This is a genomic window from Pseudoalteromonas sp. QJM3NY_22 (assembly GCF_056173065.1).
In genome coordinates this window covers 351,152-377,772 of record NZ_JBWBTZ010000002.1, presented here as the reverse complement: position 1 = coordinate 377,772, position 26,621 = coordinate 351,152, and the positions used below count along the sequence as shown (strand labels likewise).

Sequence of the window (26,621 nt, the reverse complement as noted above, 5' to 3'; positions counted from 1 at the left end):
AGCTCATAGCTTAGTTCTTAAGGAGCACAGACCGTGTGACTTCCTATCTTAAAACGGCAAATATCATTGTTTTTCTCAATGCTTTGCCGCTTACAATTTACCGCTAGTAGCTCAAATACACGATGTATCTTATGGCTGCACCGTGTTTGTTCTATGCAATCCAGAATATCATCCAACCAAAGATAACTGCACTTACTCGCTCTAAATGTCGAGATCGCACACTTAAACATACCCGCTGCACTATGGCAGATAAAACGCTTGATAAGTGTTTGCAGTATACTCAGCCAAACCAATGATTCGGCAATATGAGGATCTCGTGTGATGAACCCTTTAAGGTTATTCCATGACTTTAGTTCTTTGAAAAACAACTCAATTTGCCAACGAGTTGCATATATATCGAGTAGCTCGTCAAAGCTAAACTGTGCCTCTTTTAAATTAGTAACAAGGAAAACGGGGCGCTTTTCATTCGGTAAATAGATAAGCCTGTACTCGGGCCCATTTTTCTTCCAACGTACTGTTAATTCAAGTGGTTGGCTTGCGAATTTATCGAGTAACGTTTTGAGTTTAATGTTCTTTTCTTTAAGTTCTATACCCGCGCAATAGGCTGATGTAACGATTGGGTTAATGTTTTTATTTGCTCTGATCAAAAAATATCCGCCATCTTGAGCTACTTGCTCAAAGTAATCTAAGTCAAAATACCCAGCATCAGCAAGTAATAACGTATCTTCAAGTGTGTGGCTACCTGGTAAAAAGGCGCGCTCAGTTTCAACATCAGGACGGATATCTATTTCGCAGGGTTGTTCATTAAATAGGTCATAGGTAACGTGCAACTCAATTGCGGCAGGACTTACAGCAGTAAAACGACCAGCAAAAACCTGCGCTAATTCATCATGTAGAGCAAATGAAGAACCATCTTGCAATAACACTCGCTGTATTCCTCGCTGGGTAAAAAAGGTTTTATCCAGCGTGTTTACAGTCAATTTAGACATCGCTTGAATAACGAGCTCACGGACAAGCTCAGTCAAGGCTGGTTTTCGAATTTGATTATGAAAGGGTTTATAACTTATCGTGCAATCAGCCTGCGTTCGCAAGTTTTGATGGATATCTGACAAGTTAGCGTCTTGCAGGCAAGATAAGCTTTTAAATACGGCTTTGAGCAGAGAAACGATCGACAGGCAACGGTGTCGAACTTGAAATCCAGAGGTTTTTGCAAGCTCAATGAGGTGTTTTTCTGAGATAAGGGCTTTTAATTGGTTTGAAACTTGGTTAATCTGCATGTGAACTCTGTTTTTAGTCATGTTTTTATTGGCGTAACTATTTGATCATTAACAGAGTTCAACTTCAAGTTTTCTTAAGATCCAACCTATGATTGTTAGCTAAAGCGTCTAAAGAAAATATTAATATAGGGTACGACTCTAAAGGTGATTGCGCACATAGCTATATTCGTGTTCATAGGGTTGGCTAAATTTATCATAAAATTAAGGAATGAAAATAATGAAAAGAATGTTTTTAATATTAGCCGTTTTATTTAGTAGTTTTTATGCAAAAGCTATGGATACAGGTAGTTATCACCAAATATCTCAAATATTTGTTTGGGGAGACTATACGGGAGGTGTAATTAAAATATCTTTGAAAACACCCAGTCAAAATACGATAGATCATTGCCCTAGTGGTTTTTGGATTGATGCTGTTAACGATAAAAACGCATCTGTTTATAGTACCGCTTTAGCAGCTTATCATAGTAATTCAAAAGTGAGAATTTATGCAGATCATAATAAAGATTGGAGTGGCTTAAGCTCTAAAGAGTGTTACATACAACTAATTATACTTGAACAAAAGTAATCAGGAATAAGGAATTAATATATGAAGTGTCTTTTAAATGTGTTGTTTATTTTTTGTTTTATAAATAATAGTAGTTGTTTTGCTGGAGAGTGGCTTGCAAAGAAAAAGCTCACAGGTGTTTCATTTGAAACTGGTGGTTTTTATCTTTATTCAGAAGGGCAGTGGAATAATGCTAATGACTGCTCTCGCACCGATGCAATTGTCCTTAAGTCGAGCGATGTTAATTATGAGAAAGCCTATTCACTATTGTTGATGGCTTATGCCGCGGGTAAATCTGTGCAAGGTTATTCAGACGGATGCGTTACTCATGATGGTCGAACATATAATTCAATTAGAGGTGCTAAATATTTACTAATAACAGATTAATCATTAGTTGTTAGTTTTACTAAATATGTTTAAGGTTTTTTAATGTTAATTTGTTTTTTTACACCTTCTGCTTTATGTAATTTTTCAATTGGGGAAAGAAAAGTAGTAAAGCTAATTTTCATGATTCAGGTAATTTATATGTTTATTTTTCAGGTGTGCCATCTCACTCTGAGAATTGTGATAGTAAATTGGAATGCATCTTACCAAAAGAGCATCAATTTTTTCTCAAATATACTCTGGCTTGTTAGCTGGAATGTATTCAAAATCACCAGGATTGACTTAATGCCTTAGTATATTTGAGCATTAATAATATTTTATTAGTTTGTTCATTCATTTAAATATAAGTTACCATAACTGTTAATAAGTTGTATGCCATGGAAGGTGAATTGCTAACCCTTCCGCTATCTTCTTCGTTTATAATTGCTTACTATGAAAAATAATTGTTTACGCTTACAGTACGGCAGTTTTTGTACTATTTAAATTGATCATTTGGTAATAATTTAAAATATAATATAATATAATTTTTAAGGAAGAAAATGTTTTAAAAAATAGTATTCTTGTTTACGTGCTTTTTGTCTTTCACTGTTAATGCTAATCATTCTTGCAGCGGAAAAGTTAGGGATATACAAATAAATAAACATGGAGTTTTATATGCTACTATTTCAGGTTTAACATCTAGTGCGCAGCTATGTGATTTATCACCAGCAGCAGGAGCGAATGACGCTGAGTTTTGCAAAGCACTTTATAGTTCCTTATAGTTACTCCGTTCCATTAATTAATGTATTTACCTATCTCATTAATACATGGAATATGCTTCTGTTGATCACGAATATTTGAGCGGAAACAATCAATGTTTGTAACAAGACTTTCGGATCAACAGGAGTTATTTGTTTCAATACGCATACTCAGGGATTGTCGTAATGCCGACTATCTATAAGACCTGCGAGAAACACTATTAGCCTCTATCTATTCTTTCACTTTACCTCTAGGAGGCCCAAAATGGAAGCCTTTAACGTCTCAGATTTTGCAGCCCTTATCGGGATCGATTGGGCTGACCGTAAACACGATATTTGTGAAATAAATCGTGACACAAATACACAACATTTAAGTGTGATTTCCTCTGAGCCTAAGTCAATTAATGCATGGGCGCTTGAGTTAAAACAACGCTACAACGGCAGATCTGTTGCTGTCGCGTGTGAGCTAAAAAAAGGCCCACTTATATATGCACTCAGTAAATTTAAGCACATTGTATTATTTGTGATTAACCCATCAAGTGTTGCTAAATACCGTGCTGCATTTACGCACAGCGGGGCTAAAGATGATCCTACTGATGCAATTATTCAAGTTGAAATCTTACAACTTCATATGGATAAATTAACGGTTATTAGGCCGGATTCAGAGGACGTTAGGTGTCTTGCGCAGCTTGTCGAATACAGACGTAAACTAGTACAAGATCGTGTTAATTTAACCAATAAAATAGCCACAACGCTAAAAAATTATTATCCCCACGTGATTGATTGGTTTAAAGAAAAAGACACTCAAATATTCTGTGACTTCTTACTGCGCTGGCCCTCTCTTGCTCACGCTAAAAAAGCGAGGAAACAAACACTACTCGACTTCTTTAATCAACATAATTCCCGCTACCCACTCGTTAATGAAAAGCGGATAAAAGAAATAAAAGATGCTGAAATTCTCACCGAAGATATGGCGGTGATCACGCCAAACTTATTACTTATTGAATGCCTCGTTCCGCAACTTAAACAGCTAATGTTGGCAATAACACGATTTGATGACGAAATTAAAACACTTTATAAGCAACATACAGATCGCGCTATTTTTGATAGTTTACCTGGGGCGGGGCCACAATTAGCACCTCGATTATTAGCCGCTATGGGGTCAAATCGTGACCGCTATAAGTGCGCCGCTGACATACAAAAATACGCAGGCATTGCTCCAGTAACCGAACGCAGTGGCAAAAAGGAATGGATACACTGGCGATACTCGTGCACTAAATTTTTAAGGCAAACATTTGTGGAATGGGCTGGATTATCTGTGCGTTATTCATTTTGGGCTAAAGCCTATTATCGGCAGCAAGAAGCCAAAGGAAAACCTCATAATACCATCATCAGATCATTGGCATTTAAGTGGATACGAATCCTATTTAGGTGCTGGAAAACACATACGCCCTACGATGAATCAACTTACTTAACCGCATTGAAAAGTAAGGGATCACCGCTGTTAAAATTTGCGGTGGAAAGTGAGCTTTAGCGCTTGCTGTCCACCTCAGGGCGTGTTGTTAGTTGCTAAAGCAAGTAATAATACTGTTACTCTGTGGTTTAATATAGACTCAGACCTAAGGGATCCCCAAAAATAATCATTAAGTTTCAATTACATCACTCACATCCATATTTTTCCAATTGAGTTGCACTACCACTTGTGCGAAATAGGCGAGCCCTTCTAAATAATCTCGCCGTCGCAGTTTAATGGACTGTTTTTTGAAGTATCGCAACCCAACAAATGCCCATGACACTACTCGCCTGCTTTTGGTTGAGTTAGCTTGAAAAGATCCTGTCTTTCCTGCTTTGTCTATCACTGCACCCAGCATCATTGAGAACCAATGCGCCAGTGTTGCGAGCAGTAAAAGTATGTCTAATCGGTAGAGTTTGTTCGTTCTGTGTAGATCTGAGCCTAAGCCGAACCTAACACTTTTTTGATCTCGAAATCCGGCTTCTATTTGCATTCTCATACCATATAATTTGAGCACTTTTTCGAGAAAGTGGTGCTTTTTTGGAAGTGAAGAAACGAGTAGCCAAGGCTCCTTATAACCACGTTTTTTATCTCTTTTTAATAACTTATGCCCCTTGCCAACCAGCACTGCATGCGTTTGATATTTTGCACTTTTGGTCAACTCGGTCGCGCCAAGATACTGGCTCTTACGTTGATTGCTCTTGAATAGTGACTGGCATGGAACAAACTCATCGCTGCCCTGCGTTTTCAAGTGTGCCGTACCTCGAACTCGGCTAATATAATGCCAGCCATTGTTTCGCACGGCTTTGAGCCAAGGAACTTTAAAGCCCGCATCCGTCACAATGACGGGCCGGCAATCACTCGGCAAGATCAGTTTGAGCATCTTCAAGAACCGTTTTTGTACTTTTGGGCAATGATATTGAAAGCTGAGTGCACTTTCCTGATACAGGGTTAAAGAGCGACCTTCACTGACAATGCTGGCACGCAGAATACAATATTTGGTTTGTGTATCGGCATGACTCCAATCAACCAAAATGACGGGATGCTTTTCAGTGACCACAAAACGGCTTAAGTGAACATAAACCGTTGTTGATTCACGTAAAAGCTCGTGGTTACTGAGCAGTCGATCAATACGTTTAATATCATGTTTTTCAGTGGTTTTTGAATTCAAATTGCGACCGATAGACGTCAAGGTGCATTGCTGACAGTGCAAAAGAGATTTAACGGCAGCGACTAGAGTATTAAATCTGGCTTTATGAATTGATTTAGGGGTGACAGCGCGGAGCATATTGTGCAAAATAGTAAAAGCATTCATGGTGTTTAGCTCTGTTGTTTGTAAGTGATTCATAAGATCACAAAACACCATGAATGTTCCCTCGCTTCCCACATTTTTTAATACTGTTAGTTTATTGATATATAAAGGCTAATTCTGGGGATACTTTAGGACTCAGACTCATCTTGTTCAAAAGGGTCTTGGGTTAATTTATACAAAGATCACGGTTTATATCATTTTAGAATGGGCTCATAAACATAACTGTAGTAGTTCGAGAGATTTTATGAAAAAAATATTATTTATTTTAACTTTACTTTCAGCTAATTCATATGCTGCGCAAAATTTTTGCGGAGAAGTAAAGCGTATGCGTGTATGGGCAAACGGCTCCGACACTTATGGAGTTTGGGCTGAGCTAAAAGCAAATCCAAGTCAATGCCCAGGTGGGTTTTACTTAAATCATAACGCAACAAATAAGGAATTTGTTTATAGTTTAATTTTGGCCGCAAAGGCAGCTAATCAGCGTATTTGTTTTCAGGTGTATGACGTTAATTCGAAGATTGGAAATCGTTGCAGGATTCACTATGTTATGCATGAATAAAGTAATTATGATCTCATGAATATCTTTAGCAAAATAAAATTCAGCTTTATTATTTTTATACCCATATTATTTATACTTTTCGGTTGTAAAAATACACAAAAAAATACGAATTTAAATGTTCATTTACCACAGCATATGACTTATTCAGGTAAAGGTGTAGCGGCAGGCGTTGCATTAATGGGAGTTATTGGCCCTTCAGGTATAGCAATTGGTGCAGCTATTGATATCGGAATAGGTAAAGATATTCAATCTAAAAACAGTAAAGCAAGTTTGCTAAGCGCAATAAAAAAAACTGCAAGTGATTATAATTATTTGCAAGATAATGTAATTATAGACGTTGACTTAAAAAAAATTGAATTTAAACAAAAAGACGGTGATGAGTCTGTTTTTCTACTCATTAATGGTGTTATTACTTTGGCTACAGGTGAAAAATTTACCTTTAATGCTGAGAGCGATGAAACTTACAAACTCACAAAACTAAAAACTAAACAAAATTATGCAAATGAAATTGTAATCAATAAAGTGGCTTCAATTATTAAAAGTAGGCGAATATGTCAAATATAAAGTTTTTCATTAAATCTATAATATTAGTAAAGGGAATATTTTGAGAAAGGAGAATGTTATTAATAGTACAACAGTATATATGTTTTTAATTATACTATCGTTTAAAAGCTTCGCTGATTCATTTTGCTCGCAAATTAAGTCTTGGATCTGGGCCACAAATTTCAACTGGGTGATAGTAAGTAAATAATGCGCATACTAATTCTTAGTTCCCTTCTTTTGTTGACTACTACATATAAAGCAAATGCCGGTTGGGTAAGTTCAGGCGGGCAGGTAGAGACCTTAACTTTATATTCTCATAACCAAATTTTAGTAAAACTAAAAAATAATAATGGTGCCTCAGTCGCATCTTGTAGCAATAAAGAATACTTCATTGTCCCTGCTTCGTATGCAGCCGAATCTGAAATAGAATGTATAGCACATTGCTAGCTGCAAAGATTTCAATGCAAGAAATTACACTTTCATATAATGATGTCGGTAATTGTGATGCTTGGTGCTCTAGCCCTAATGTGTATAGAAAAATAGTGCGGATAACGTTTTAGTAAATTACGTTAATTTTAAAGGAATACAAGTTGTGAAATTAACGTAAGCGTCTAGCAAAGTGCACCTGCCAGTCACTCGTCAAAATGATTAAGCTATTTCCGAATTTCAATGAGGAGATAGTCATGAGAAAAACACGCAGCCTTGAACTGTGGCGCTGTATTATCGAAGAACAACAAGTCAGTAATTTAACTATCACTGACTATTGCCAGCAAAATGCTTTATCAAAAACAACTTTTTATGCCGCACGAAGTAAGCTTAATGAATCATCAGGCAGCTTTGTTCGCGCTAAAGTGACTAAACACGTTGACGTTATCGAACAGCAACAGTCAATCACCCTCACTATCGGCAAAGTAAACGTCAGCTTGCCACCCACAATGCCTGCCACTTATCTGAGTCAACTGTTACGCGAGCTTGCCTTATGAAAATGTTTGTCGAACCAAAAAGTATTTATTTACACCGCGAGGCCGTGGATTTTCGAAAATCCATTGATGGTCTAATCGCAATCGTTGAAGGCGAACTTGAGCGTGATGCTTATACAGGCGCATTATTCTTATTCTGCAATAAAGCGAAAGATAAACTCAAGCTCGTTTACTGGGATAAAACGGGGTTTGCTTTATGGTATAAGCGCTTAGAAAAACAAAAGTTTAAATGGCCAAATAAAATCAGCTTGCAGGAATTTGAACTCAGTCCTGAACAACTGGATTGGTTGTTGTCGGGATATGATGTGCTTGGTCATGAAGAATTGCAGTATCAATCGATGATCTAATCGATCATATTGACAGTAAATGATCGTTGCCACACCGTCTGTTTTATCTTTGCGTCAAGCAAGAAAACAGCGTCAAATTCTGTTAAATTGCGAACATGAAAATTGATGTACACTCACTTCCTGACGACCCAGAACAACTCAAGCGCATGGTGCTTGAGTTGCAACAGCTTATGGATGAAAAGTTAGCTGAAAAAGATGCGCAAATTCACGAATTACTGCAAGCTTATAACGCTAAGCTTGCCAAAGAGTACGCCAAGAAATCTGAAAAGATGCCGGGGGCAGGCGAAGTATTCAATGAAGCAGAAGATATTCTTGATGAACATGATAAAGCGCTATTGGCGACACCGGCCTCAGTAAAGAAAGAAAAAGCCAAACCGAAACGCCGCCCACTGCCGGCGCAGTTACCGCGAATTGAGGTGATTGTTGACCTTGAAGAGGATGGCAAAATGTGTGATTGCTGTCACAGCCCACTACATAAAATGGGTGAAAGCAGCAGTGAAGCGCTCGAGTTTGTGCCAGCGCATATCAAAGTTATCAAAACCATTCGTCCTAAATATACGTGCCGTCACTGTGAGCGTGAAGGCATTGAAAGTGTGGTAAAAACCGCCCTTATGCCCACAACAGCGATCCCAAAAAGCATCGCAACGCCCAGCTTGCTGAGCCAAATAATCATGTGTAAATATCAGTTTGGCTTACCGCTTTATCGTCAAGAAACATTGTTTGCCGATATCGGTATTGAGTTGAGTAGGCAAACCATGTCGAGTTGGATGCTACGCTGCGCAGACCTGCTGTCCCCCTTGTATCAACGCTTAAAAGAGGCGTTGTTATCGCAAGCAGTTATTCATGGTGATGAAACCCCGCTCAACGTTATTAACGCAGATAAAGCGACCAGCTATATGTGGTTGTATTGTTGTGGCGATGATAAACAGGGTAAAGGCACGAATATTGTCCTGTTTGATTATCATAACAGTCGCGCAGGACACTGTGTGGTTGATTTTCTTGATGGTTATCAAGACTATATGCAGGTAGATGGCTACAAGGCGTACGAGCAAACAAAAGCAACACTCGTGGCATGTCTAGCCCATATCCGTCGTAAATTCATCGAAGCGAAAGGGAAGAATAAAAAAACAGGTAAAGCGGATGTTGCACTCAACCTGATAGGCAAACTTTACGGTATTGAACAAAGCATCAAAGATAAAACGCACGATGAAAAATTCAATGTTAGGCAACAAAAAGCGAAACCAATCGTTGATGAATTGTATCGATGGTTGATAAAGCACAAAGATAAAATCCCTCCCAAAATGGCGCTAGGTAAAGCAATTAGCTATGCGATAAATCAGTTTGAGAAATTCAGGCGTTACCTCGATGATGGCAGGCTCAGTATTGATAATAACCGTGCAGAGCGAGCAATAAAACCGTTGTGATAGGGCGAAAAAACTGGTTATTCTCAAATACCTGCAATGGTGCACATGCCAGCGCCATACTCTACAGTCTTGTTGAAACCGCAAAGGCAAATGACCTTGTGGTGCATGACTATATCTCTACTTGCTTACAGCACCTTGCTGAGCAGCCAGATAATCTAGCGCCACTGCTACCTTGGAACATTAAGCAAAGCTAGGTGCCGTTAGCTATACGCTTACAAATTAACTGCTTTTTGTTTTGTAATAGTTACTTTTATTGTGGGGATGAAACCAAACTCAGCCTCTGCGTCATCATCTTTTTTTGGAATTGTGCAAGTAGCAGGTTATAGCTTCACTGGATCAGATTTGTTTTCTGTAACATCTCAATCAGAGTCTAGCTTTGATACTTTAGCTTTAGCTTCATCAAGCTCCAGTGAGATGTCGATTTCATTTAATGGGTTTTCAGTTGATTCAAAACCATTATATATTTATGTACCCAATGGTAGCTCAATTGAGAAATTAGTTGTCCGTTCTCAATCCTTCAGTTTTAACAACGTAGTTAAAATAATAGGGAAGCCTATTGATGCACTTTTTGTAGCTTCTTCAAATGATTTCTCATGTAATAGTTGTGGTTTTGAAAATGTTGGCCGAGTAACCTTTGTTAATGGTACTTTCTCGAATGACATTATGGATGTTCGTTCCTGCAGTACGGTTGCAATAAATAACCTGACAGCGCCTGGAGTGCAATCTTTAGAGGTCCTTTCTGATTCTATAAATATTAGTGGTACTACGAATTTAAATTTAAATGCAGTAACTCATCCTGAGGGCGGTTATATTATTTCGAATGAGGGGAACTTAGTTGCAGGGGCAGGAGAAAAATTAACGTGACATATATGGACGCTCCCTTGAAGTCAAGACGAGCTAATGTATAAACATCAAAATTGATGCCTTTATTCTATTATCACGTATCTCATATCACAGTAATGATGCGTCACAAGCTTGCTGAAAAGCAAAGGTACTGACATATATTCGAGCTATGGTGTCATGGTTATCATGCGCCATGCTCCTAATGAGCTTCGTACCAAGGGACCTAAAAAATATTCACCCAAGCGAGATTAAATCTCGTGTCTTTATCTGGTTAACCTTGGTTAGCGTGCGCTTTTTATTTCATTATAAGTGAAGTACATACAGGATAAGTGTATGTTACGACTTAAGTGCCCAAACACCCACTCAGGTTTTAAAACCTATGTCATAACCAGGCTGTCTTAAGTCGTAAACTCGGGTGTGATTGGCGTGTAAAATACGCATAATTAAGCATCCTTCTGTGTATTTTGCACAAACTGAGGTGAGTAGAGAGTTTGCTTGGTCAGCAATATCCACATCAGTCGAGCCAATCTGTGTGCGGTGGCGACCACCACACAATTAAAGTGTTTTTTCTCGCGTAATTGATTTATCCACTGGCTTAGCGCATCTGTTTTATGGTGGCTTCTGGCGATAAGGGCGCGAGCACCGTGAATAAGTTGTTTTCGTAGGTAACTGTTGCCGCGCTTAGTAATACCAGACATTTTACTTTTATCGCCTGACGCATATTGTTTAGGTGTTAATCCTAGCCACACCCCGAGTTCTTTTGCGCTCTTAAATGCCTGACCGTTCCCGATTGATGCTGCATAAGCAGAGGCATTGAGTACACCCACGCCAGGAATGGAGTGAAGTATTTTAGCGTTTGTATCCCGTTCAACGTGTGCAGTAAGCATCGCTTCAATAGCTTTAATGCGTTTAACAAGGGTTTTGTACTCAGTGTAAATATCACTCACCATAATGCGCAGCTGAGGGCGAAGCTCAGAATCACTTTCTAACGCAATTATCCCTTGCTGAAACGCCTTAATACCGACAGGAAATACATACCCAAAATCGACCAATAAACCGCGTAATTGGTTGGTTGCAGCAATCCTGTTTTGCAGAAGTCGCTCACGTATCTTATGGATCATGAGTATTTCTTGCTGAGCTTCGGTTTTAATAGGAACGAATTTAATATTAGGGCGTAAGCTTGCTTCATAGATAGCAAGGGCATCGTTACTATCATTTTTATTGCCGCGAACAAAGGGGGTAACGTGTTGTGCAGGAATAAGGTCAACGGTATGACCGTAAGACGTAAATACTCTCCCCCAGTAGTGGGAAGAATAACAGGCTTCCATCACCACGCGACACGGTGGGGGATTTGCCATGAAGGCGTTGAGTTTAGGTCTGTTTAAGCGTTTATTGCATTCTCTTTTGTGATGATGATTAAAGCCAGCGACTTGGAATACATTTTTTGCCAAATCAATTGATAATGTGCTAATTTTCATGATGGACGTTCCCTTTAACTGAGTGTGAGTTAACCAGTTTGGCGCATTGACGCCGTTTAGGGGAGCGTCCATCTCATCACCCATCTTAATTGGGTGAGCTTTGCTTGTTCAATTAAGGGGCCAGCACTACTTAATTTTGCTATATAAATTAGCTATTTATGTTCGTCGAGACTCAAATAAGTTACTGTGTCGGATGGCGCTTTGCTTATCCGACCTACGTTTTTAAATATATATGATGGGTGGTACCTTCTCTGCCAAGCTAGTTGCCAATATTGAATATTAGGCGGGTTCAACTTAAATTTTTACGCAGACGAAAATAGCGTTGCCTGAGCGTTCTGCCCATCAGCCGAAATTAGTTGACCACTACAAATCCCCATCTTTATTTTTATACTGTAAAGATCATTTATGAGAATCCTAGAGGCTGTGTTAGAGATAAATCACTTATGATGTTACGAATAACCACACGCATTTAGTGCTGTATGTTGACGATAAAATATCTAATAAATTTATAGTAAGGTGATTATTGTTCGCTTACTTATACGTAATAAAAAAAGCTGCAATGTGCAGCCTTTTTTAAGTGTTAAGCAACAATTTACTCGTTAAGCGTCTTGCTTGGCTTCTTCTTCACTAATTTGTTTTAGTGCTTGAATGAATGAGTCGCTTGGTTGTCCGCCAGTAAGTGCATACTTATCGTTTATGATAAATGTAGGTACTGACGTAATACCCATTTGTTTAAAGTTGTCTTGCTCTTGGCGTACGTCTTTTACATATTTGTCTGAATGTAGAATACCGCGCGCAGTTTCTTTATCAAGACCTACTTTTTCAACAACGTCGAGTAGTGCTTCTTCTTGATTTAAGTATTTTAAATCAGTGAAGTGCGCTTCAAAAAAGGCGAGTTTTAGCTTCGTTTGCTTACCTTCTTCACGTGCCCACATTAATAAACGATGTAAATCAAAGCTGTTGATCATGATGCGTTTGCCATCAAAATTAAAGGTAAACCCAGCACGCTTACCGGCTTCGAACATGTTTTTACGATTTTCGTCGCCTTGTTCTTCACTTAGGTTGTACTTTTGCATTAAATGTTCGTTTAAATCCTGACCTTCAATTGGCATATCTGGATTTAGTTCAAAAGGATGCCACGTAATATCTGCGCTCATTTCGTCTTTAAGTTGCTCTAGTGCAGTTTCTAGGTTTTTATAACCCACTACACACCAAGGGCACATTACGTCTGAAACGATATCAATTTTAAAGTTTTTCATATTTATCCTTTTGAGGATTGCTTATAACTAAGTATAAAAAGGGATATTGGGATTAATTTAGCTTTATCAATACCAAACTAAAAAGAGCAGCTAAACAGCTGCTCTTGAAGGTATTCAGTTTTAAGCGTTAAGCCCAAATGGGTCGTCAATGCTATGGCTAGGCTCTGTAAACCAATGAGGGCCGTTGTCGGTCATGTAAAAATGATCTTCTAGGCGCACGCCAAATTCATCGGGTATCACTAACATTGGCTCGTTACTAAAGCACATGCCTGTGGCAAGTGGGGTTTTATCACCGCCAACTAAGTATGGCCATTCGTGAATGTCTAGCCCAATGCCGTGCCCCGTTCGATGCGGGCAACCCGGTGTTTGGTACTGCGGGCCTAGCCCTTGCGCTGCTAAATAGTTACGTGCGCCCGCGTCAACGTCTTCGCACGTAGCACCAATTTTAGCTGCATTAAATGCCGCCATTTGCGCTGCTTTTTCATGATCCCAAAACATACGTTGGCGCATTGTTGGTTCGCCAAATACATAGGTACGGGTTATGTCTGATAGGTAATCGTGTACTTTACAGCCAGTATCAATTAGTACCATATCGCCTTTTTTAAGTATTTGGGCATCTTTAACACCGTGCGGGAAAGACGTTGCAACACCAAATAAAACAATACAAAAATAGTTACCTGGCGCACCTACTTTTTGGTGTGCTTGCTTAATAAAGGCTTCTACTTCGGTGGTGGTTATTCCCTCATAAAGCATACTTGCTGTGGCTTGATGTACGGCTAAGGTCATGTCCATCGCGCGTTGCATTAAGCTAAGTTCATGAACTGATTTATGCATGCGGCAATGCGCCGTTACAGGTTGTGCGTTTATGAGTGTTAAACCCGTTTGCGCTTTATTAATACCGTCGAATATAAAAAATTGTGCGCTTTCATCAATGCCAATGGTTGCGTTTTCATTAATGTTTAACTTTTTTAATACTTCGACAAAAAGTGCATAAGGATTTTCGTGCTCTTGCCACCCATGAATAGGTCCATCTATAACTTTAAACCCGTTTAGTGAACCAATTTCGAAATAAGGCGCAATGTATTGTACTTCACCAAGGGCCGGTAGTATTGCGCCAACCATGCGCTCGCTCGCGTACCATTTCATGCCTGTAAAGTAGGTAAGGTTGGTGCCAGCGTTTAAATAAATTGCATCTATGTTGTTTGCTAGCATATACGCTTGCGCCTTGGCTATGCGCTCTAAATGTTCGTCAGCTGCGATAGGGGTTAGCGTTTGCATCATATTACTTAAGCTTGCCAGCGCTTGCTCGCTTGATTGTGTACCAATACCTATAGTGGTCATGTTTTTCTCCTTGGATTTTTAGCTAGTGTGATTAATACCAAGGTAAAATTCAATGTTATGCGATAAGAGGCTATTAGTTTAAAGCCTCTTAAAAAGGCATATTATTTTTTAGCGTACGGTAAACGCGTGAGTTTATTACTTGTGTGGTAGCTATCAAGCCCGGTTACTGCCACGGTTTCAATAGCCTGTAAATCTAAAAAGCCATCACTTTGAAGTGCTACTTCATCTAAATACACATCAGTGATTTCACCGATTACAAGCTCTGTACCATTAACGGCTAAATGTTGGTTTTCTATAAATTTAACCGAGTATTTTAAGCGGCTTTCTTTTACAAAAGGCGCTGCAAAGTCATTTAAGTATTCGGGCGTTAAACCTGTCGCTGTAAATTCTGACTCGCCTTTATTGTAGCGGGCTGAAGTTTGATGGGCTTGCTTATAAATCGCTTTATTAACCTGGTTAATGGTGTAACTACCTGTTTCAATTATGTTTTCGAACGTATGTCGAGGCACGCTATTTGGTCGCATTATCATGCCAACTAGCGGCGGGTGAGCGCCTAAATGAATAACAGAGCTAACAATGGCGAGATTAGTATTGCCTTGTTTGTCTTGCGTGCCAATTAAGTTGGCGCTTTTAAACCCCGAAAGCGAATTAATTAAATGAGTACGGGTATGTTTTTCAAGTGCGTTTATGCGCTCTTTAGTAAAATGCATTAAAGGTCCTTACCACGGTATGGTTTCGCCTTGCCAATCTAAGTAGGCAGGCTTACCATTGAGTTCTAAATGAGGGTTATTAAAAGTAAGTGTAAAAAGCTGCTTGGCTACAAACTCAGCTGTAAAGAGTTTTCCAGCAGGTACGTTTTTTTGAAATGGCTTTGAAAGCGCAGTATCAGTAGTCCCTGGGTGAAATAAAACGAGCTTGGTATTTTTAGCTCTGCGTGCAAGTTCAATCGCTGCGGTTTTAAATAGCATGTTAAGCGCAGCCTTAGAGGCGCGATACGTATACCAACCGCCTAATTTGTTGTCGTTAATGCTGCCCACACGCGCACTGAGTGCTGTAATAGTACACTGCGTTTTATGTGTTAAAAGCGGCAAAATACTCTGCAAACAAAGTAGGGGAGTTAGGGTGTTTGAATTTAGAAGTTGGCTAAAATACTCAGCGTCTAAATCCTCCAGCTTTTTTTCAGGCATATGGGTTTCGTTGTGCAGTGTACCATTGAATATAATAACTTGTTGTATATCGGCATTTTGCTCTTTCAGGTAATTAGTAACACGCGCTAAACTTTGTTTTGTGTAGTCAGTATGCAGGTGGACAACACTTGAGCCAGATTCAATACTTTTTGAACTAATACAAACAATCTGATGAGTAGGCGTGTTTATTTGTAGATGTTCTACATATGCGTTTGCTATGGCACTGCTTGCGCCGAATAAAACAATAGTTTTCATTTATCACCTTTTGCTTTTAGTCCACATTGGCCGTTACTGCACTGAGTATTTGGCATTAAAAAGCGACTGATGGGGTGCCGGTACTTAGCAAATAACAGGTATCCGCAGTCAGCGAAAAAGCGAATTATTGGCAAGCGAAAAATTTTCAACCAGCCGTGTTTACCCACTAATTTCCATGCTTCGTACGTTACATCAAGCCCGTAAATCATTTCACCTGATAGCTTTTGAGCTTGCAGATAAGTCATTGCTTGGTCTTTATCAATATACGAATAGCGCTCACTAAAGTCGCTCGCGTTAAGATCTTCAAGCGTAATTAGATTTTTAGAATCAGCGTGTTTTAGTTGCTGCATTTCGGTGCTGCAAAGGGGGCAGTTACCATCGTAAAAAATTATCATGTGGGTGCTTTGTGATTATTTTATATATATTTTTTTACGACAAGACATTGCAAATGGATCTATTAAATATCCCTACATGATGATATTAATAGTGCCCTACGAAATAAAGGAGAATGAGAAATGAGTGAACAATACGCCGCCTTGCGAGGTAATGTAAATTTATTAGGGCAACTTCTAGGACAAACAATTAAAGATGCTCAAGGCCAAGCTATTTTAGATAAAGTAGAAGAAATTCGAGCTTTATCTAAATCATCTCGCAGTGGTAACGAAGACGACAGACAAGCGCTAATAGAAGTACTCCATGCGCTTAGTGACGAAGAGCTTTTGCCGGTTGCCCGTTCATTTAATCATTTTTTAAACCTTGCCAATGTAGCAGAACAATTTCATACCGTTTCGCGTTTTAATGACGTTGGCCTTGGTCAACAAAACCCTCTCACTCAAACATTAAAAACGTTAGCTACAAAAGCAGAACAAGGCCAGTTAGACAGTAATCATTTGGCCGAAACACTCTCAAAACTCCACATAAATTTAGTATTAACTGCTCACCCAACCGAGGTGACGCGCCGCACTATTATTAACAAACATGTTGAACTAAGTGATTGCTTAGCGTCATTAGAGCGAAAAGATAACTTAGTGCAAGAGCGTGACAATATTTTAAATCGTATTGAACAGCTGATTAGCCAAGCTTGGCATACCGACGACATTCGTCGCTCTCGCCCAACGCCAGTTGATGAAGCTAAATGGGGTTATGCGGTAATCGAAAACAGTCTTTGGCACGCTGTTCCGCGCTTTTTACGTGAATTTTCAGCCAATGTTAAAGATCAATTAAGTTTAGATCTACCAAAAGATTACAGCCCGATTGAATTTACATCGTGGATGGGTGGAGACCGTGATGGCAATCCATTTGTAACATCGCAGGTTACAGCTGAGGTGCTTGACCATGGTCGTTGGATGGCGCTTAACTTATATATTCAAGATTTAAAAACGTTGTGCGCAGAATTATCTATGTCAGACGCCAGTGATGAGCTTATTGAGTTGGCAGGTCAAGACTTTGAACCATACAGAGCGGTGATCAAAAAGCTTAAAAACCAAGTTGCAGAAACAGTAGCTCATCTTGGCGCTAAAATTAAAAATAAGCGTAGCGATTCACAAGATTTAATTACCGATATTAATCAGCTTAAACACCCTGTAGAGGTCTGCTATCGCTCGTTATTAAAGTGTAATATGAAAATCGTTGCTGATGGCTTATTGCTTGATTTACTGCATCGTATAAATAGCTTTGGCTTGCGTTTAGCTAAACTCGATGTGCGCCAAGACTCATCTCGCCACAGCGATGTGTTTTCAGAGCTGACTCGTTATTTAGGTTTAGGCGACTACAACCAATGGCAAGAGCAAGATAAACAAGCTTTTTTACTTACTGAGCTTAACTCTCGCAGACCGCTTATTCCAAAACATTGGCAACCAAGCCCTGATGTTCAAGAAGTGCTAGACACCTTTGATGTTATTGCTAAGCAAGACGAAGCAACATTTGGCTTGTATATTATTTCGATGGCGCGAACCGCTTCTGATATTTTAGCTGTACAACTACTTCTTAAAGAAAGCGGCTGTCAGTTCGATTTACCCGTTGCACCATTGTTTGAAACACTTGACGATTTAAATGCGGGTAGCGATGTAATTACTACATTACTTGATAATGTTTGGTATCGCGGGCATATTAAAAATACCCAAAATGTAATGATTGGTTACTCTGATTCTGCTAAAGATGCCGGCATGATGGCAGCAGGTTGGGCCCAGTACGAAGCAATGGATAAATTAGTACAACTTGCTGATGAGCGTGGTATTGAACTTATTTTATTCCACGGACGAGGTGGCACAGTAGGGCGTGGTGGGGCACCTGCTGCACAAGCGCTGCATTCACAACCGCCAGGTTCGTTAAAAGGTGGTTTGCGTGTAACCGAGCAAGGCGAGATGATTCGCTTTAAATTTGGTTTACCCGATGTAGCACTGCAAAGCTTAAATATTTACGCAGGCGCAGTACTACAAAGTAACTTATTACCACCGCCGGAACCAAAACCACAGTGGCGCGAAGTAATGAAGCTAATAAGTGAGGAGTCGTGTGAACACTACCGTAATGTAGTTCGCCACGATGAAAACTTTGTACCTTACTTCAGAATGGCAACGCCTGAGCTTGAACTTTCTAAGTTGCCGCTTGGCTCGCGTCCTGCAAAACGTAATCCTAATGGTGGCGTTGAAAGCCTGCGTGCTATTCCATGGATTTTTGCTTGGAGTCAAAACCGTTTAATGCTTCCGGCATGGTTAGGTGCGTTAACAGGCTTAAAAGCTGCGCTTAATAAGTACGGCGCAGAAACACTCAACGAAATGAGCTTACAGTGGCCGTTCTTTAGATCGCGCCTAGAAATGCTAGAAATGGTATTTAGTAAAGCAGATTGCTGGTTGAGTGAGCATTACGACAATGCGCTGGTGGAAGATATGTACAAACCACTGGGTGTAACACTTCGTAAAGAGCTTCAAGAAGCTATTAGCTTGGTGCAATCACTTAGCCCACAAAAAAGCCTACTAGCCGAACAACCTTGGATTAAGGAGTCGATTAGCTTACGTAATCCGTACACCGATCCACTTAACTTACTACAGGTTGAGCTTTTACGCCGTGCTCGCTCAGAGGAAAAACGAAACGAAGGTGACATTGATAATGCGTTAATGATCACGATGACAGGTATAGCTGCAGGTATGCGTAATACCGGCTAATACTTTATTTTGTTAGGTATACCTATTGGTATTAAAAGGGAGCACGCGATGTGCTCCCTTTTTTTGCGTTAAATAGGCTGGTATTTAACACCCTAACCTTTTAAACTACGTAGCCATTGAATAATTAAAAAATGTTATGGCTTCAGCAACTTTTACTGTACAGCAAGATACAGCACTTACAAATTCGCACATCACATTAAACGTAGCGCAAACAGCGTCATTACGTAGTCAATTGAAATCACAACGTGGCATATTAAACTCTAGTAATATTAAAGCGTTATGCGCTCAACTCAATGTGTCTGATGATGCATTACTACAAGGTTTAGTACCTTTAGCTTCTGAGTATGCTGTTGCGCCAGTGTCAGATTTTCATGTAGGCGCAATTGTTAAAGCACTTGATGAAAACGGTGAGGTAAACTTTTATTTTGGTGCAAATGTAGAGTTTGATCATCAAGCATTGAGTTTAGTGGTTCATGCAGAGCAATCGGCTATAAATAACGCATGGTTAAACGGCGCTAAAAAAATAGTTAAAATAGCGATTAGCGATGCGCCTTGTGGGTATTGTCGCCAGTTTATGAACGAACTAGCTGATGCGAAAGAGTTTGATATTTTACTTCCTGATCAGCAATTTAAACTTGCTGAATTACTGCCGCATTCATTTGGACCTACCGATTTAGGTAACGAATTTAGCTTATTTAGCCCAAAACCACAGCAAGGTAATTTTAGCTTTGATGGCCTTGATGAAACCCTTGCGCGTTTTGCACTTAATGCGTACGTGCCTTACAGCCAAAACTTTAGCGCCGTAAAAATAAGTACATTTAGTGATGGTGACTTTTACGGAAGTTACGCAGAAAACGCAGCGTACAGCCCAAGCTTGTCGCCACTGCAAAGTGCACTAAGTCAGTTCTTTTTAGCTGGGCTTAGCTTTAACGAAAGTACAGTAAAATCAATTACACTTTTAGAAACCGCAGGCCATGAAAACCAAGCGGGTGTAGCACGTGCTGTACTTGCAAGTTTTAAAAATCTACCGGCAATAGAAGTAATTAGCGCTCAGCTAAAATAACCTCTTAAAAACAATAAAGCACAGCCAGAGCTGTGCTTTACAATTTTATCTATTGAGTTTACTTGGTATTAATCAAGTAATACTTTAGCTGCTTCTAATACGACTGCTACAGATTTACGCTCAATTTCACCGTGGTCTACATTTGGTATTTCTTGGCGAGTACGGTTAACAAGTACGCCTGCTACACATGCTGCTTGTAATCCAAGGGCTGCACACATAGTAAATAATGTTGCCGATTCCATTTCGTAGTTCATCACGCCCAATTTTTGCCACTCTTCGCAGCTACCTTGTAGTGATTTAGGAACGTAACCAGAGTGCGTATCGTAACGCTCTTGCCCTGGGTAGAATGTATCGCTTGATGCAGTAATACCAATATGGAAATCGATATTTAAGTTTTTACATGCTTGTACCATAGCTTGTGTTGCATAAAAGTCAGATACAGCAGGGTAGCTAAGTGGTGCAAAATGTTGGCTAGCTCCGTCTAAACGTACAGACGCTTGGCTAATTAAAATTTCGCCTTCGTTAATGTGTGGCTGAATTGCACCGGTTGTACCAATACGTAAAAATTTACGCACGCCAAGTTGTGCTAATTCTTCTACTGCAATCGACGTAGATGGACCACCAATACCGGTAGAACATATAACCACAGAGTGGCCGTTTAATTGACCTAAATAAACATGAAACTCGCGAGTTTGAGCAAGGCAGGTTGGGTTGTCTAGGAATTGTGAAATACGTGCTGCACGATCTGGATCGCCCGGTACAATCGCAAGTTTTGCACCTTTAAGATCGTCAATACATAGTCCTAAGTGAAATACCTTTTCCATAGCTAAGCCTTTTATAATAATTTGTTGTCAATCTAGCATCATTGCTAGAAACGTTTATTAAGTACAGGACGATTGTCCGTTTTATCTTAACTCTTCCAATAAAGCCTTAATAATTTTAAGAGCTAATTTGATTTATTCACCAACTATGAATATTCACTCAAGTACTTATATACGTAGCCTTGTTGCGCTGTTGACATGTTCAAGCAGACATAATAAGTATCACTCAAGCGCGTAACTACGATTAAATGAATGATTACAAAGTTTCATTAATGTCAAATAAATTCAATGATTTAAATTTGTAGTGAACACGTAAAAACTAACGTGTTTACTTATATTAAGTACTGACTTATTTAGCAAAGTGGCATTTATTTGAAGTTTAGGCATTTTTAGTGATTTTGCATAACTAATCAAAAGTAATCAAAAGTAATTAGCTACGTACAAAATAAAAACCGAAGGAGTTTATTATGAGCACACAATTTGAAGCATTTAAAAACAAAGTTGAGCACTGTTTGTGCGCACCGGGCGATGGCGTATACACAGTAAATACTGCAAAAGAGCGCAAAGCCGCACTGCGTAATAAACTTTACGGACAAACTGAAAACGTTGATAACTTGTGGCGCGAGTCTTTAAACGAATTACCAAACTCACCACATAAAGCCGTTATGTTAGGTATTAGTTCAGACTGTGGCGGTGGTATTTTACGCGGCGCAAACTGGGGGCCGTTGTTTGTGCGCTCAGCATTAATTGATCAGCATCCGCAATGTCATTCGTTTGATTTAGGTGATGTACGTGTAATCCCACATTTACTTCATGACAAATACTTAAATGATGCAACCATTTCTAATTGCCAAAAAGCTTTGTATGGTAATGAAGGTAATGACTATTACGTAAGCCCGTTATCAATCACTGAGGATGTATGCGACAGCTTTTACACAACGTTTAAAGATAAAGGGATATTTGGTATAGGTGGCGATCACTCAATTAGTTACCCACTTACTAAAGCGTACTTAAAAGCAAAACGTGAGCAAGGTAAGCGCACGGCTATTATCCACTTTGACGCGCATACTGATTTACTTGTGGAGCGCTTAGGTATTGATTTATGTTTTGGCTCGTGGTGTACACATATATTAGAGTTTTTACCGGCACCGCATCATTTAATACAATTTGGTATACGCTCAAGTGGCAAGCCTAAAGCGCACTGGGAAAGTACCTTTGGCGTTAAGCAACATTGGGCACATGAAATCATTGAGCGCGGCGCAGCAGCGGTTGCTGCCGACGCTATTGCTCAGTTAAAAGCCGATAACGTTGATGAAGTATATGTAAGCTTTGATATTGATGCGCTTGATGCAGAGTTTGCATCTGCCACAGGTACGCCAGAACATAATGGTTTAACACCACAGCATGCGCTTGATATTTTATCAGCCATTGCGGATGAGTTTCCAATTACGGGGGCTGATATGATGGAAATAGCGCCATTCACCGACAGTTCGCTTGTCGGCCAGTCTAGTTCTGAAACAACGCTCAGAGAAGGCGCTAAAATATCGGCCTTTTTAATCAACGCAATGAACAAGTAAATTGGTCGTGTTTATACACTACTAAAAACTAGCAGTTCGCAGAGCCTCAGCTATATTTATTAATGTACTTATCATGAGGCTCAGTTAAATGAAGTGGTTTATCTTTTTACTGTGCGTTATCTGTATTAAGGTTAACGCCACTGAAATTACAATCGTAACGGAAGTATTTCCGGACTTTCAGTACATCAATGAAGATAACAAACTCATTGGCCGCTCTGTCGATAAAGTTCATAAAGCGCTAGAAGGTACAGGTATAAATTACACTATGTTTGCCTATAGTTGGGCCATATCGTACAACGCAACATTACGTGATAAAAACACCTGTATATTTTCGATAGTGCGACTCCCTAATAGAGAGAATAAGTTTACTTGGATAGGCGAGCTAGAAAGCTTTGACTCTGCTATATATGGGCTTAAGTCCAGAGGTATAAAGTTAAATACTCTCAATGATGCCAAAAAGTATAAAATAGCAGTACTGCGTGATAACTTTAGTCATCATTATTTGTTAGAGCGTGGCTTTAGCGAAAGTAAGCATTTATTACTTATAGATAGCCTAGACAAAATAGATAAACTTATTAGGGGCTGTTGATCTTTGTTTGAATTTTGTGCGTAAGCGGTAATCTCGTATAATTTACTTCGCCAAAAACAAACCTTACGAGATTACCATGCCCCGATTAATGCTCACTGATAAGTTGTGGTCGAAGCTAAAATCAATTTTGCTTGAAGATAGAGTTTATAACAAGCTTGAACACAGACAAACGATGGAAGGAATTTTATATCGCTTACGTGTTGGTTGCCCATGGCGTGACCTCCCTGAGTGTTTTGGTTTATGGAATACTATTTACCGCCGATTTCTACTTTGGTCTAAAAAAGGAATATTAATAAGGTTGTTCAAATCATTATCCGCCAATAGTGACACTGAGTGGGAATTCATTGATGGCAGTTATGTTAAAGCACATCAACACAGTACAGGTGCTGCGTCTCAACAAGAACAAGCGATAGCATTAAGTCGTGGCGGTAATACAAGTAAAATTCATTTAGCTGTTGATAGTTATGGCTTACCAATTGAATTTATTATTACAGGCGGCGATGTTCATGATAGTAAAGTGGCAAATGAACTGATTGAATTATTGCCCCAAGGCGATTTTGTTATCGCAGACAAAGGCTATGATAGTGAAGTCATTAGAAATAAGGTTCGAGAGAGAAACTCAAGCCCAGTGATCCCTAGAAAGAAAAACTCAAAAACAGGTAATGGTGATATTGATTGGTGCTTATATAAATATAGGCATTTAGTTGAAAATGCCTTTGCAAGGCTAAAGCACTTCCGTGCTATAGCGACAAGGTACGATAAATTGAAATTACAGTTTGAGAGTATGTTAGCGCTGGCATGTGCAATGATTTGGCTACCAATGTGAAAGATCAACAGCCCCTAGTACTCGCGACGATATTCTAGATTTTGTTGTGCTTAGTAAAAAGCAATTTGACTATCGAATTCAAGCTGAGCCAAGGCTTAAATTACTTGAACCTGTTCTGAGTTTGAATACAACACAATCCCCTTTGTACTTTGCTTGCAATATTAATATGGATCCTGCCTTAGTTACGCAATTAAAAGCTGCATTTAAAAATATTAGAATAGTAAAATAAGTGGTTTTATTAATATAACACCATGAAATATAATTACTTTAATATATTTTTTAAATTTAAATTGCTGCGTTTAAAAAACCGACTATAATCAGCTGCTTTTGTTTCAAAAGCACTAACTTTTTTGGAGCGTTAAATGGGTGATTTAATCGGGATTAGCTTATTGATCTTGATCAGTGCGTTGTTTGCTATGTCAGAAATAGCAATTGCGGCGTCGCGTAAAATAAAACTGCGAGTAATGGCAGATGAAGGAAATATAAAAGCTGCAGCGGTATTAAAGCTACAAGAGAATCCAGGGGCTTTTTTTGCCATGATCCAAATAGCACTCAACGCGATTGCGATATTGGGTGGTATTGTGGGCGAGCAGGCTTTATCTCCTTATGTTGAAAGCGTGTTGGTACTATTTTATCAAGGCGCACATGTAGAGAAAATTAGCTTTTTATTTTCGTTTTTTACTATTACGTCTTTGTTTATATTGTTCGCCGATTTAATGCCCAAACGCTTAGCGATGATCATGCCAGAAGCAGTCGCTGTGAGAGTGGTGACTATAATGCGTTGGGTGACCTTTGCCTTAACCCCGTTAGTGATGTTTTTTAATGGTGTAACTAACTTTGTACTGCGCTTATTTAAAGTACCCGCAGAGCGGGAAGACAATGTAACAACTGAAGATATTGTTGCGATGATGGATGCAGGTGCTGCATACGGAAGCTTGCAAAAGCAAGAGTATGAATTAATAGGCAATGTGTTTGATTTAGAAGCGCGGTTTTTATCAAGTGTAATGACGCCACGCGACCAAATTGTCTATTTTGATTTAAATGAATCGAGTCATGATATTGCGACTAAAATTATTGATCATCCTCATAATCACTTTTTAGTGGTGTCAGGGAGCTTAGATAAGTTACATGGCTCTGTTGAATCAAAAGATATTTTACGACAAGTATTAAAAGGTGAAGCAGCCAATATAAATGATGAGTTGATTGATAAAGATGTTTTTTATTTACCCGAGACATTAAGCCTATCAGAAGCATTAAATGCCTTTAAAAGTGCAGCCAAACCGTTTGCCGTTGTTGTTAATGAATACGCTTTATCGGTCGGTATCGTTACGGTAAAAGACTTAATGAAAGGCTTTATGGGGGATTTAATAACTCACCAAGGCGATGAATTAATTATAGAACGCGATCAAGACTCTTGGTTAGTTGATGGTTTAACTCCGATTAGCGATTTAGCAAAACTACTGGACATAGAAGAGTTTCCTGAGCAAATGCACTATGAAACCGTTGCAGGCTTTTTAATTTACAATATGAAGCGAATACCCAAGCGTGCGGAACATTTAACCTTTTCAGGCTTTAAATTCGAAGTGGTTGATGTAGAGGGTATTAGGGTAGAGCAGTTATTAGTTTCAAGAGTTATTACTTAGCTGTACTAGCTCAGACTTGATCTGACAGTTACCCATTTTTCTAATGGTGACTGTTAGTTTAGATTTGAGCTAAATTCTTTTCTGCCCAAACCGTTTTTCCATCCAATAATGTTTCAAGTGGTGTTCGACCGCAACATACTTTTCCTTGATGAGTCCGATCATTGTTGTAGTAATCCATCCATTCGTCCAGATCTTTTTGTAGTTTTTCCATTGAATCGTACAACTTTTTGCGGAATGTGATTTGATAGAACTCGTTCAAAATCGTCTTATGGAAACGCTCACAGATACCATTTGTTTGCGGGGACATTGCTTTCGTTTTTGTATGGTCGATGTCGTTAATTGCCAAATATAGCTGATAATCATGATGCTCAACTCGCCCACAATACTCAGTTCCTCGGTCAGTTAATATTCGAAGCATAGGCAATTTGTGACCTTCGAAATAAGGCAATACTTTATCATTGAGCATGTCAGCCGCTGTAATTGGCGTTTTCGTTGTGTAGAGCTTCGCAAAGGCGACTTTACTGTAGGTATCCACAAAGGTTTGTTGATAGATACGACCAACACCTTTAAGGTTACCAACATAAAATGTGTCTTGTGAGCCAAGATAACCGGGATGCGCTGTTTCAATTTCACCACAGGCTTCATCGTCATGTTTTTTCTTTTCTAGCGCAGCAACTTGAGCGTCAGATAAAATAATGCCTTCATTAGCGACTTTGTTTTCCAATGCTTTCAATCGTTTTTTGAAGTTTTCTAAATCGTGACGCAACCAGATTGAACGAACACCACTACCTGAGACAAACACGCCTAACTTACGAAGCTCATTGCTGGTTCTATGTTGACCGTGAGCAGGATAGTCAACTGCATAGTTAATGACGGCTTGCTCTGTTTCTTCGTCAACGCGATTCTTTATATTTCCTAAATTCGGATAATAAGTGCAATTTCTCAGATTAGATGGCCA

At 39.2% G+C, this 26,621-nt stretch carries 22 protein-coding genes and 4 pseudogenes; 16 read left to right on the top strand and 10 right to left on the bottom strand.

Annotated elements, in window-relative coordinates:
- Nucleotides 1-17: 17 nt before the first annotated feature.
- Nucleotides 18-1,277 carry an IS4 family transposase gene (locus tag AC0VZ4_RS21990; protein WP_475442136.1) on the bottom strand — a complete coding sequence of 420 codons (1,260 nt, stop codon included), beginning with the start codon at nucleotides 1,275-1,277 and terminating at the stop codon, nucleotides 18-20.
- 217 nt (nucleotides 1,278-1,494) lie between these two features.
- On the opposite strand from AC0VZ4_RS21990, the gene AC0VZ4_RS21985 reads away from it, so the two are divergent.
- From AC0VZ4_RS21985 to AC0VZ4_RS21975, 3 genes are all read left to right on the top strand, one after another.
- Nucleotides 1,495-1,842, top strand: coding sequence for a hypothetical protein (locus tag AC0VZ4_RS21985; protein WP_475442135.1), 348 nt, complete (start codon nucleotides 1,495-1,497; stop codon nucleotides 1,840-1,842).
- Nucleotides 1,843-1,863: 21 nt separating this feature from the next.
- Nucleotides 1,864-2,208 (top strand): hypothetical protein, encoded by a 345-nt coding sequence (locus AC0VZ4_RS21980; RefSeq protein ID WP_475442134.1) that lies wholly within the window; start codon nucleotides 1,864-1,866, stop codon nucleotides 2,206-2,208.
- Nucleotides 2,209-3,207: 999 nt separating this feature from the next.
- On the top strand, nucleotides 3,208-4,476 hold the full coding sequence (locus AC0VZ4_RS21975) for an IS110 family RNA-guided transposase (protein WP_475440201.1): 1,269 nt from the start codon (nucleotides 3,208-3,210) through the stop codon (nucleotides 4,474-4,476).
- A gap of 109 nt (nucleotides 4,477-4,585) precedes the next feature.
- On the opposite strand, the gene AC0VZ4_RS21970 is transcribed toward AC0VZ4_RS21975, so the two are convergent.
- Entirely contained in the window at nucleotides 4,586-5,803 is a 1,218-nt protein-coding gene (locus AC0VZ4_RS21970; protein ID WP_475439829.1) for an IS4 family transposase, read from the bottom strand.
- 208 nt (nucleotides 5,804-6,011) lie between these two features.
- Here AC0VZ4_RS21970 and AC0VZ4_RS21965 point away from each other — a divergent pair, with 208 nt between their 5' ends.
- From AC0VZ4_RS21965 to AC0VZ4_RS21940, 6 genes and pseudogenes are all read left to right on the top strand, one after another.
- Nucleotides 6,012-6,326, top strand: coding sequence for a hypothetical protein (locus AC0VZ4_RS21965; RefSeq protein ID WP_475442133.1), 315 nt, complete (start codon nucleotides 6,012-6,014; stop codon nucleotides 6,324-6,326).
- Between the two features lie 15 nt (nucleotides 6,327-6,341).
- The gene (locus tag AC0VZ4_RS21960; RefSeq protein WP_475442132.1) at nucleotides 6,342-6,890 is read left to right on the top strand and encodes a hypothetical protein; all 549 of its coding nucleotides are present in this window, start codon (nucleotides 6,342-6,344) and stop codon (nucleotides 6,888-6,890) included.
- 662 nt (nucleotides 6,891-7,552) lie between these two features.
- Nucleotides 7,553-7,852, top strand: a complete 300-nt coding sequence (gene tnpA, locus AC0VZ4_RS21955; RefSeq protein WP_475442131.1) for an IS66 family insertion sequence element accessory protein TnpA — start codon at nucleotides 7,553-7,555, stop codon at nucleotides 7,850-7,852.
- On the top strand, nucleotides 7,849-8,196 hold the full coding sequence (gene tnpB, locus AC0VZ4_RS21950) for an IS66 family insertion sequence element accessory protein TnpB (RefSeq protein ID WP_475439613.1): 348 nt from the start codon (nucleotides 7,849-7,851) through the stop codon (nucleotides 8,194-8,196). Before tnpA ends, tnpB begins: the two co-directional genes overlap by 4 nt.
- 95 nt (nucleotides 8,197-8,291) lie before the next feature.
- A pseudogene (gene tnpC / locus AC0VZ4_RS21945) lies at nucleotides 8,292-9,814 on the top strand (IS66 family transposase).
- Nucleotides 9,815-9,881: 67 nt separating this feature from the next.
- A complete protein-coding gene (locus tag AC0VZ4_RS21940) occupies nucleotides 9,882-10,484 on the top strand; it encodes a hypothetical protein (RefSeq protein ID WP_475442130.1) in 603 nt (200 codons plus the stop codon).
- A 422-nt stretch (nucleotides 10,485-10,906) separates the two neighbouring features.
- Here the strand turns inward: AC0VZ4_RS21940 and AC0VZ4_RS21935 are convergent, their stop codons facing one another.
- From AC0VZ4_RS21935 to AC0VZ4_RS21910, 6 genes are all read right to left on the bottom strand, one after another.
- Nucleotides 10,907-11,941, bottom strand: coding sequence for an IS110 family RNA-guided transposase (locus AC0VZ4_RS21935; RefSeq protein WP_475442129.1), 1,035 nt, complete (start codon nucleotides 11,939-11,941; stop codon nucleotides 10,907-10,909).
- Between the two features lie 599 nt (nucleotides 11,942-12,540).
- Entirely contained in the window at nucleotides 12,541-13,200 is a 660-nt protein-coding gene (locus tag AC0VZ4_RS21930) for a DsbA family oxidoreductase (RefSeq protein WP_475442128.1), read from the bottom strand.
- A 120-nt stretch (nucleotides 13,201-13,320) separates the two neighbouring features.
- Entirely contained in the window at nucleotides 13,321-14,541 is a 1,221-nt protein-coding gene (locus tag AC0VZ4_RS21925; protein WP_475442127.1) for a M24 family metallopeptidase, read from the bottom strand.
- Between the two features lie 101 nt (nucleotides 14,542-14,642).
- The gene (locus AC0VZ4_RS21920) at nucleotides 14,643-15,251 is read right to left on the bottom strand and encodes a flavin reductase family protein (protein WP_474689088.1); all 609 of its coding nucleotides are present in this window, start codon (nucleotides 15,249-15,251) and stop codon (nucleotides 14,643-14,645) included.
- Between the two features lie 9 nt (nucleotides 15,252-15,260).
- The gene (locus tag AC0VZ4_RS21915) at nucleotides 15,261-15,983 is read right to left on the bottom strand and encodes an SDR family NAD(P)-dependent oxidoreductase (RefSeq protein ID WP_475442126.1); all 723 of its coding nucleotides are present in this window, start codon (nucleotides 15,981-15,983) and stop codon (nucleotides 15,261-15,263) included.
- Nucleotides 15,980-16,378, bottom strand: coding sequence for a thiol-disulfide oxidoreductase DCC family protein (locus tag AC0VZ4_RS21910; protein WP_007375566.1), 399 nt, complete (start codon nucleotides 16,376-16,378; stop codon nucleotides 15,980-15,982). Before AC0VZ4_RS21910 ends, AC0VZ4_RS21915 begins: the two co-directional genes overlap by 4 nt.
- A gap of 120 nt (nucleotides 16,379-16,498) precedes the next feature.
- Here AC0VZ4_RS21910 and ppc point away from each other — a divergent pair, with 120 nt between their 5' ends.
- Both ppc and cdd read left to right on the top strand, forming a co-directional pair.
- Nucleotides 16,499-19,144 (top strand): phosphoenolpyruvate carboxylase, encoded by a 2,646-nt coding sequence (ppc, locus tag AC0VZ4_RS21905; protein ID WP_475442125.1) that lies wholly within the window; start codon nucleotides 16,499-16,501, stop codon nucleotides 19,142-19,144.
- A gap of 136 nt (nucleotides 19,145-19,280) precedes the next feature.
- Nucleotides 19,281-20,207 (top strand): cytidine deaminase, encoded by a 927-nt coding sequence (cdd, locus tag AC0VZ4_RS21900; RefSeq protein ID WP_475442124.1) that lies wholly within the window; start codon nucleotides 19,281-19,283, stop codon nucleotides 20,205-20,207.
- A gap of 68 nt (nucleotides 20,208-20,275) precedes the next feature.
- Here cdd and udp read toward each other — a convergent pair whose 3' ends face one another.
- Complete coding sequence (udp, locus tag AC0VZ4_RS21895) at nucleotides 20,276-21,031, bottom strand: uridine phosphorylase (protein ID WP_007375563.1); 756 nt, start codon at nucleotides 21,029-21,031, stop codon at nucleotides 20,276-20,278.
- Between the two features lie 464 nt (nucleotides 21,032-21,495).
- Between udp and AC0VZ4_RS21890 the strand changes: the two genes are divergently transcribed.
- From AC0VZ4_RS21890 to paeA, 5 genes and pseudogenes are all read left to right on the top strand, one after another.
- The gene (locus AC0VZ4_RS21890) at nucleotides 21,496-22,605 is read left to right on the top strand and encodes an arginase family protein (RefSeq protein WP_475442123.1); all 1,110 of its coding nucleotides are present in this window, start codon (nucleotides 21,496-21,498) and stop codon (nucleotides 22,603-22,605) included.
- 88 nt (nucleotides 22,606-22,693) lie between these two features.
- Nucleotides 22,694-23,182: pseudogene (locus AC0VZ4_RS21885) on the top strand (amino acid ABC transporter substrate-binding protein); the annotation flags it as partial.
- Nucleotides 23,183-23,270: 88 nt separating this feature from the next.
- Nucleotides 23,271-24,020: an IS5 family transposase gene (locus tag AC0VZ4_RS21880; RefSeq protein ID WP_475439649.1), complete on the top strand. Its 750-nt coding sequence runs from the start codon at nucleotides 23,271-23,273 to the stop codon at nucleotides 24,018-24,020.
- A 16-nt stretch (nucleotides 24,021-24,036) separates the two neighbouring features.
- Nucleotides 24,037-24,249 (top strand): annotated as a pseudogene (locus AC0VZ4_RS21875) (amino acid ABC transporter substrate-binding protein); the annotation flags it as partial.
- 133 nt (nucleotides 24,250-24,382) lie between these two features.
- Nucleotides 24,383-25,663: a polyamine export protein PaeA gene (gene paeA, locus AC0VZ4_RS21870; RefSeq protein ID WP_008134367.1), complete on the top strand. Its 1,281-nt coding sequence runs from the start codon at nucleotides 24,383-24,385 to the stop codon at nucleotides 25,661-25,663.
- Between the two features lie 58 nt (nucleotides 25,664-25,721).
- Here paeA and AC0VZ4_RS21865 read toward each other — a convergent pair.
- Nucleotides 25,722-26,576 (bottom strand): annotated as a pseudogene (locus AC0VZ4_RS21865) (IS481 family transposase); the annotation flags it as partial.
- Nucleotides 26,577-26,621: the final 45 nt, after the last annotated feature.

Excerpts from the sequence above, each read along its gene's own strand:
- AC0VZ4_RS21990 (WP_475442136.1), bottom strand. The coding sequence starts at position 1,277 with ATGCAGATTAACCAAGTTTCAAACCAATTAAAAGCCCTTATCTCAGAA.
- AC0VZ4_RS21985 (WP_475442135.1), top strand. The coding sequence starts at position 1,495 with ATGAAAAGAATGTTTTTAATATTAGCCGTTTTATTTAGTAGTTTTTAT.
- AC0VZ4_RS21980 (WP_475442134.1), top strand. The coding sequence starts at position 1,864 with ATGAAGTGTCTTTTAAATGTGTTGTTTATTTTTTGTTTTATAAATAAT.
- AC0VZ4_RS21975 (WP_475440201.1), top strand. The coding sequence starts at position 3,208 with ATGGAAGCCTTTAACGTCTCAGATTTTGCAGCCCTTATCGGGATCGAT.
- AC0VZ4_RS21970 (WP_475439829.1), bottom strand. The coding sequence starts at position 5,803 with ATGAATCACTTACAAACAACAGAGCTAAACACCATGAATGCTTTTACT.
- AC0VZ4_RS21965 (WP_475442133.1), top strand. The coding sequence starts at position 6,012 with ATGAAAAAAATATTATTTATTTTAACTTTACTTTCAGCTAATTCATAT.
- AC0VZ4_RS21960 (WP_475442132.1), top strand. The coding sequence starts at position 6,342 with ATGAATATCTTTAGCAAAATAAAATTCAGCTTTATTATTTTTATACCC.
- tnpA (WP_475442131.1), top strand. The coding sequence starts at position 7,553 with ATGAGAAAAACACGCAGCCTTGAACTGTGGCGCTGTATTATCGAAGAA.
- tnpB (WP_475439613.1), top strand. The coding sequence starts at position 7,849 with ATGAAAATGTTTGTCGAACCAAAAAGTATTTATTTACACCGCGAGGCC.
- AC0VZ4_RS21940 (WP_475442130.1), top strand. The coding sequence starts at position 9,882 with ATGAAACCAAACTCAGCCTCTGCGTCATCATCTTTTTTTGGAATTGTG.
- AC0VZ4_RS21935 (WP_475442129.1), bottom strand. The coding sequence starts at position 11,941 with ATGAAAATTAGCACATTATCAATTGATTTGGCAAAAAATGTATTCCAA.
- AC0VZ4_RS21930 (WP_475442128.1), bottom strand. The coding sequence starts at position 13,200 with ATGAAAAACTTTAAAATTGATATCGTTTCAGACGTAATGTGCCCTTGG.
- AC0VZ4_RS21925 (WP_475442127.1), bottom strand. The coding sequence starts at position 14,541 with ATGACCACTATAGGTATTGGTACACAATCAAGCGAGCAAGCGCTGGCA.
- AC0VZ4_RS21920 (WP_474689088.1), bottom strand. The coding sequence starts at position 15,251 with ATGCATTTTACTAAAGAGCGCATAAACGCACTTGAAAAACATACCCGT.
- AC0VZ4_RS21915 (WP_475442126.1), bottom strand. The coding sequence starts at position 15,983 with ATGAAAACTATTGTTTTATTCGGCGCAAGCAGTGCCATAGCAAACGCA.
- AC0VZ4_RS21910 (WP_007375566.1), bottom strand. The coding sequence starts at position 16,378 with ATGATAATTTTTTACGATGGTAACTGCCCCCTTTGCAGCACCGAAATG.
- ppc (WP_475442125.1), top strand. The coding sequence starts at position 16,499 with ATGAGTGAACAATACGCCGCCTTGCGAGGTAATGTAAATTTATTAGGG.
- cdd (WP_475442124.1), top strand. The coding sequence starts at position 19,281 with ATGGCTTCAGCAACTTTTACTGTACAGCAAGATACAGCACTTACAAAT.
- udp (WP_007375563.1), bottom strand. The coding sequence starts at position 21,031 with ATGGAAAAGGTATTTCACTTAGGACTATGTATTGACGATCTTAAAGGT.
- AC0VZ4_RS21890 (WP_475442123.1), top strand. The coding sequence starts at position 21,496 with ATGAGCACACAATTTGAAGCATTTAAAAACAAAGTTGAGCACTGTTTG.
- AC0VZ4_RS21880 (WP_475439649.1), top strand. The coding sequence starts at position 23,271 with ATGCCCCGATTAATGCTCACTGATAAGTTGTGGTCGAAGCTAAAATCA.
- paeA (WP_008134367.1), top strand. The coding sequence starts at position 24,383 with ATGGGTGATTTAATCGGGATTAGCTTATTGATCTTGATCAGTGCGTTG.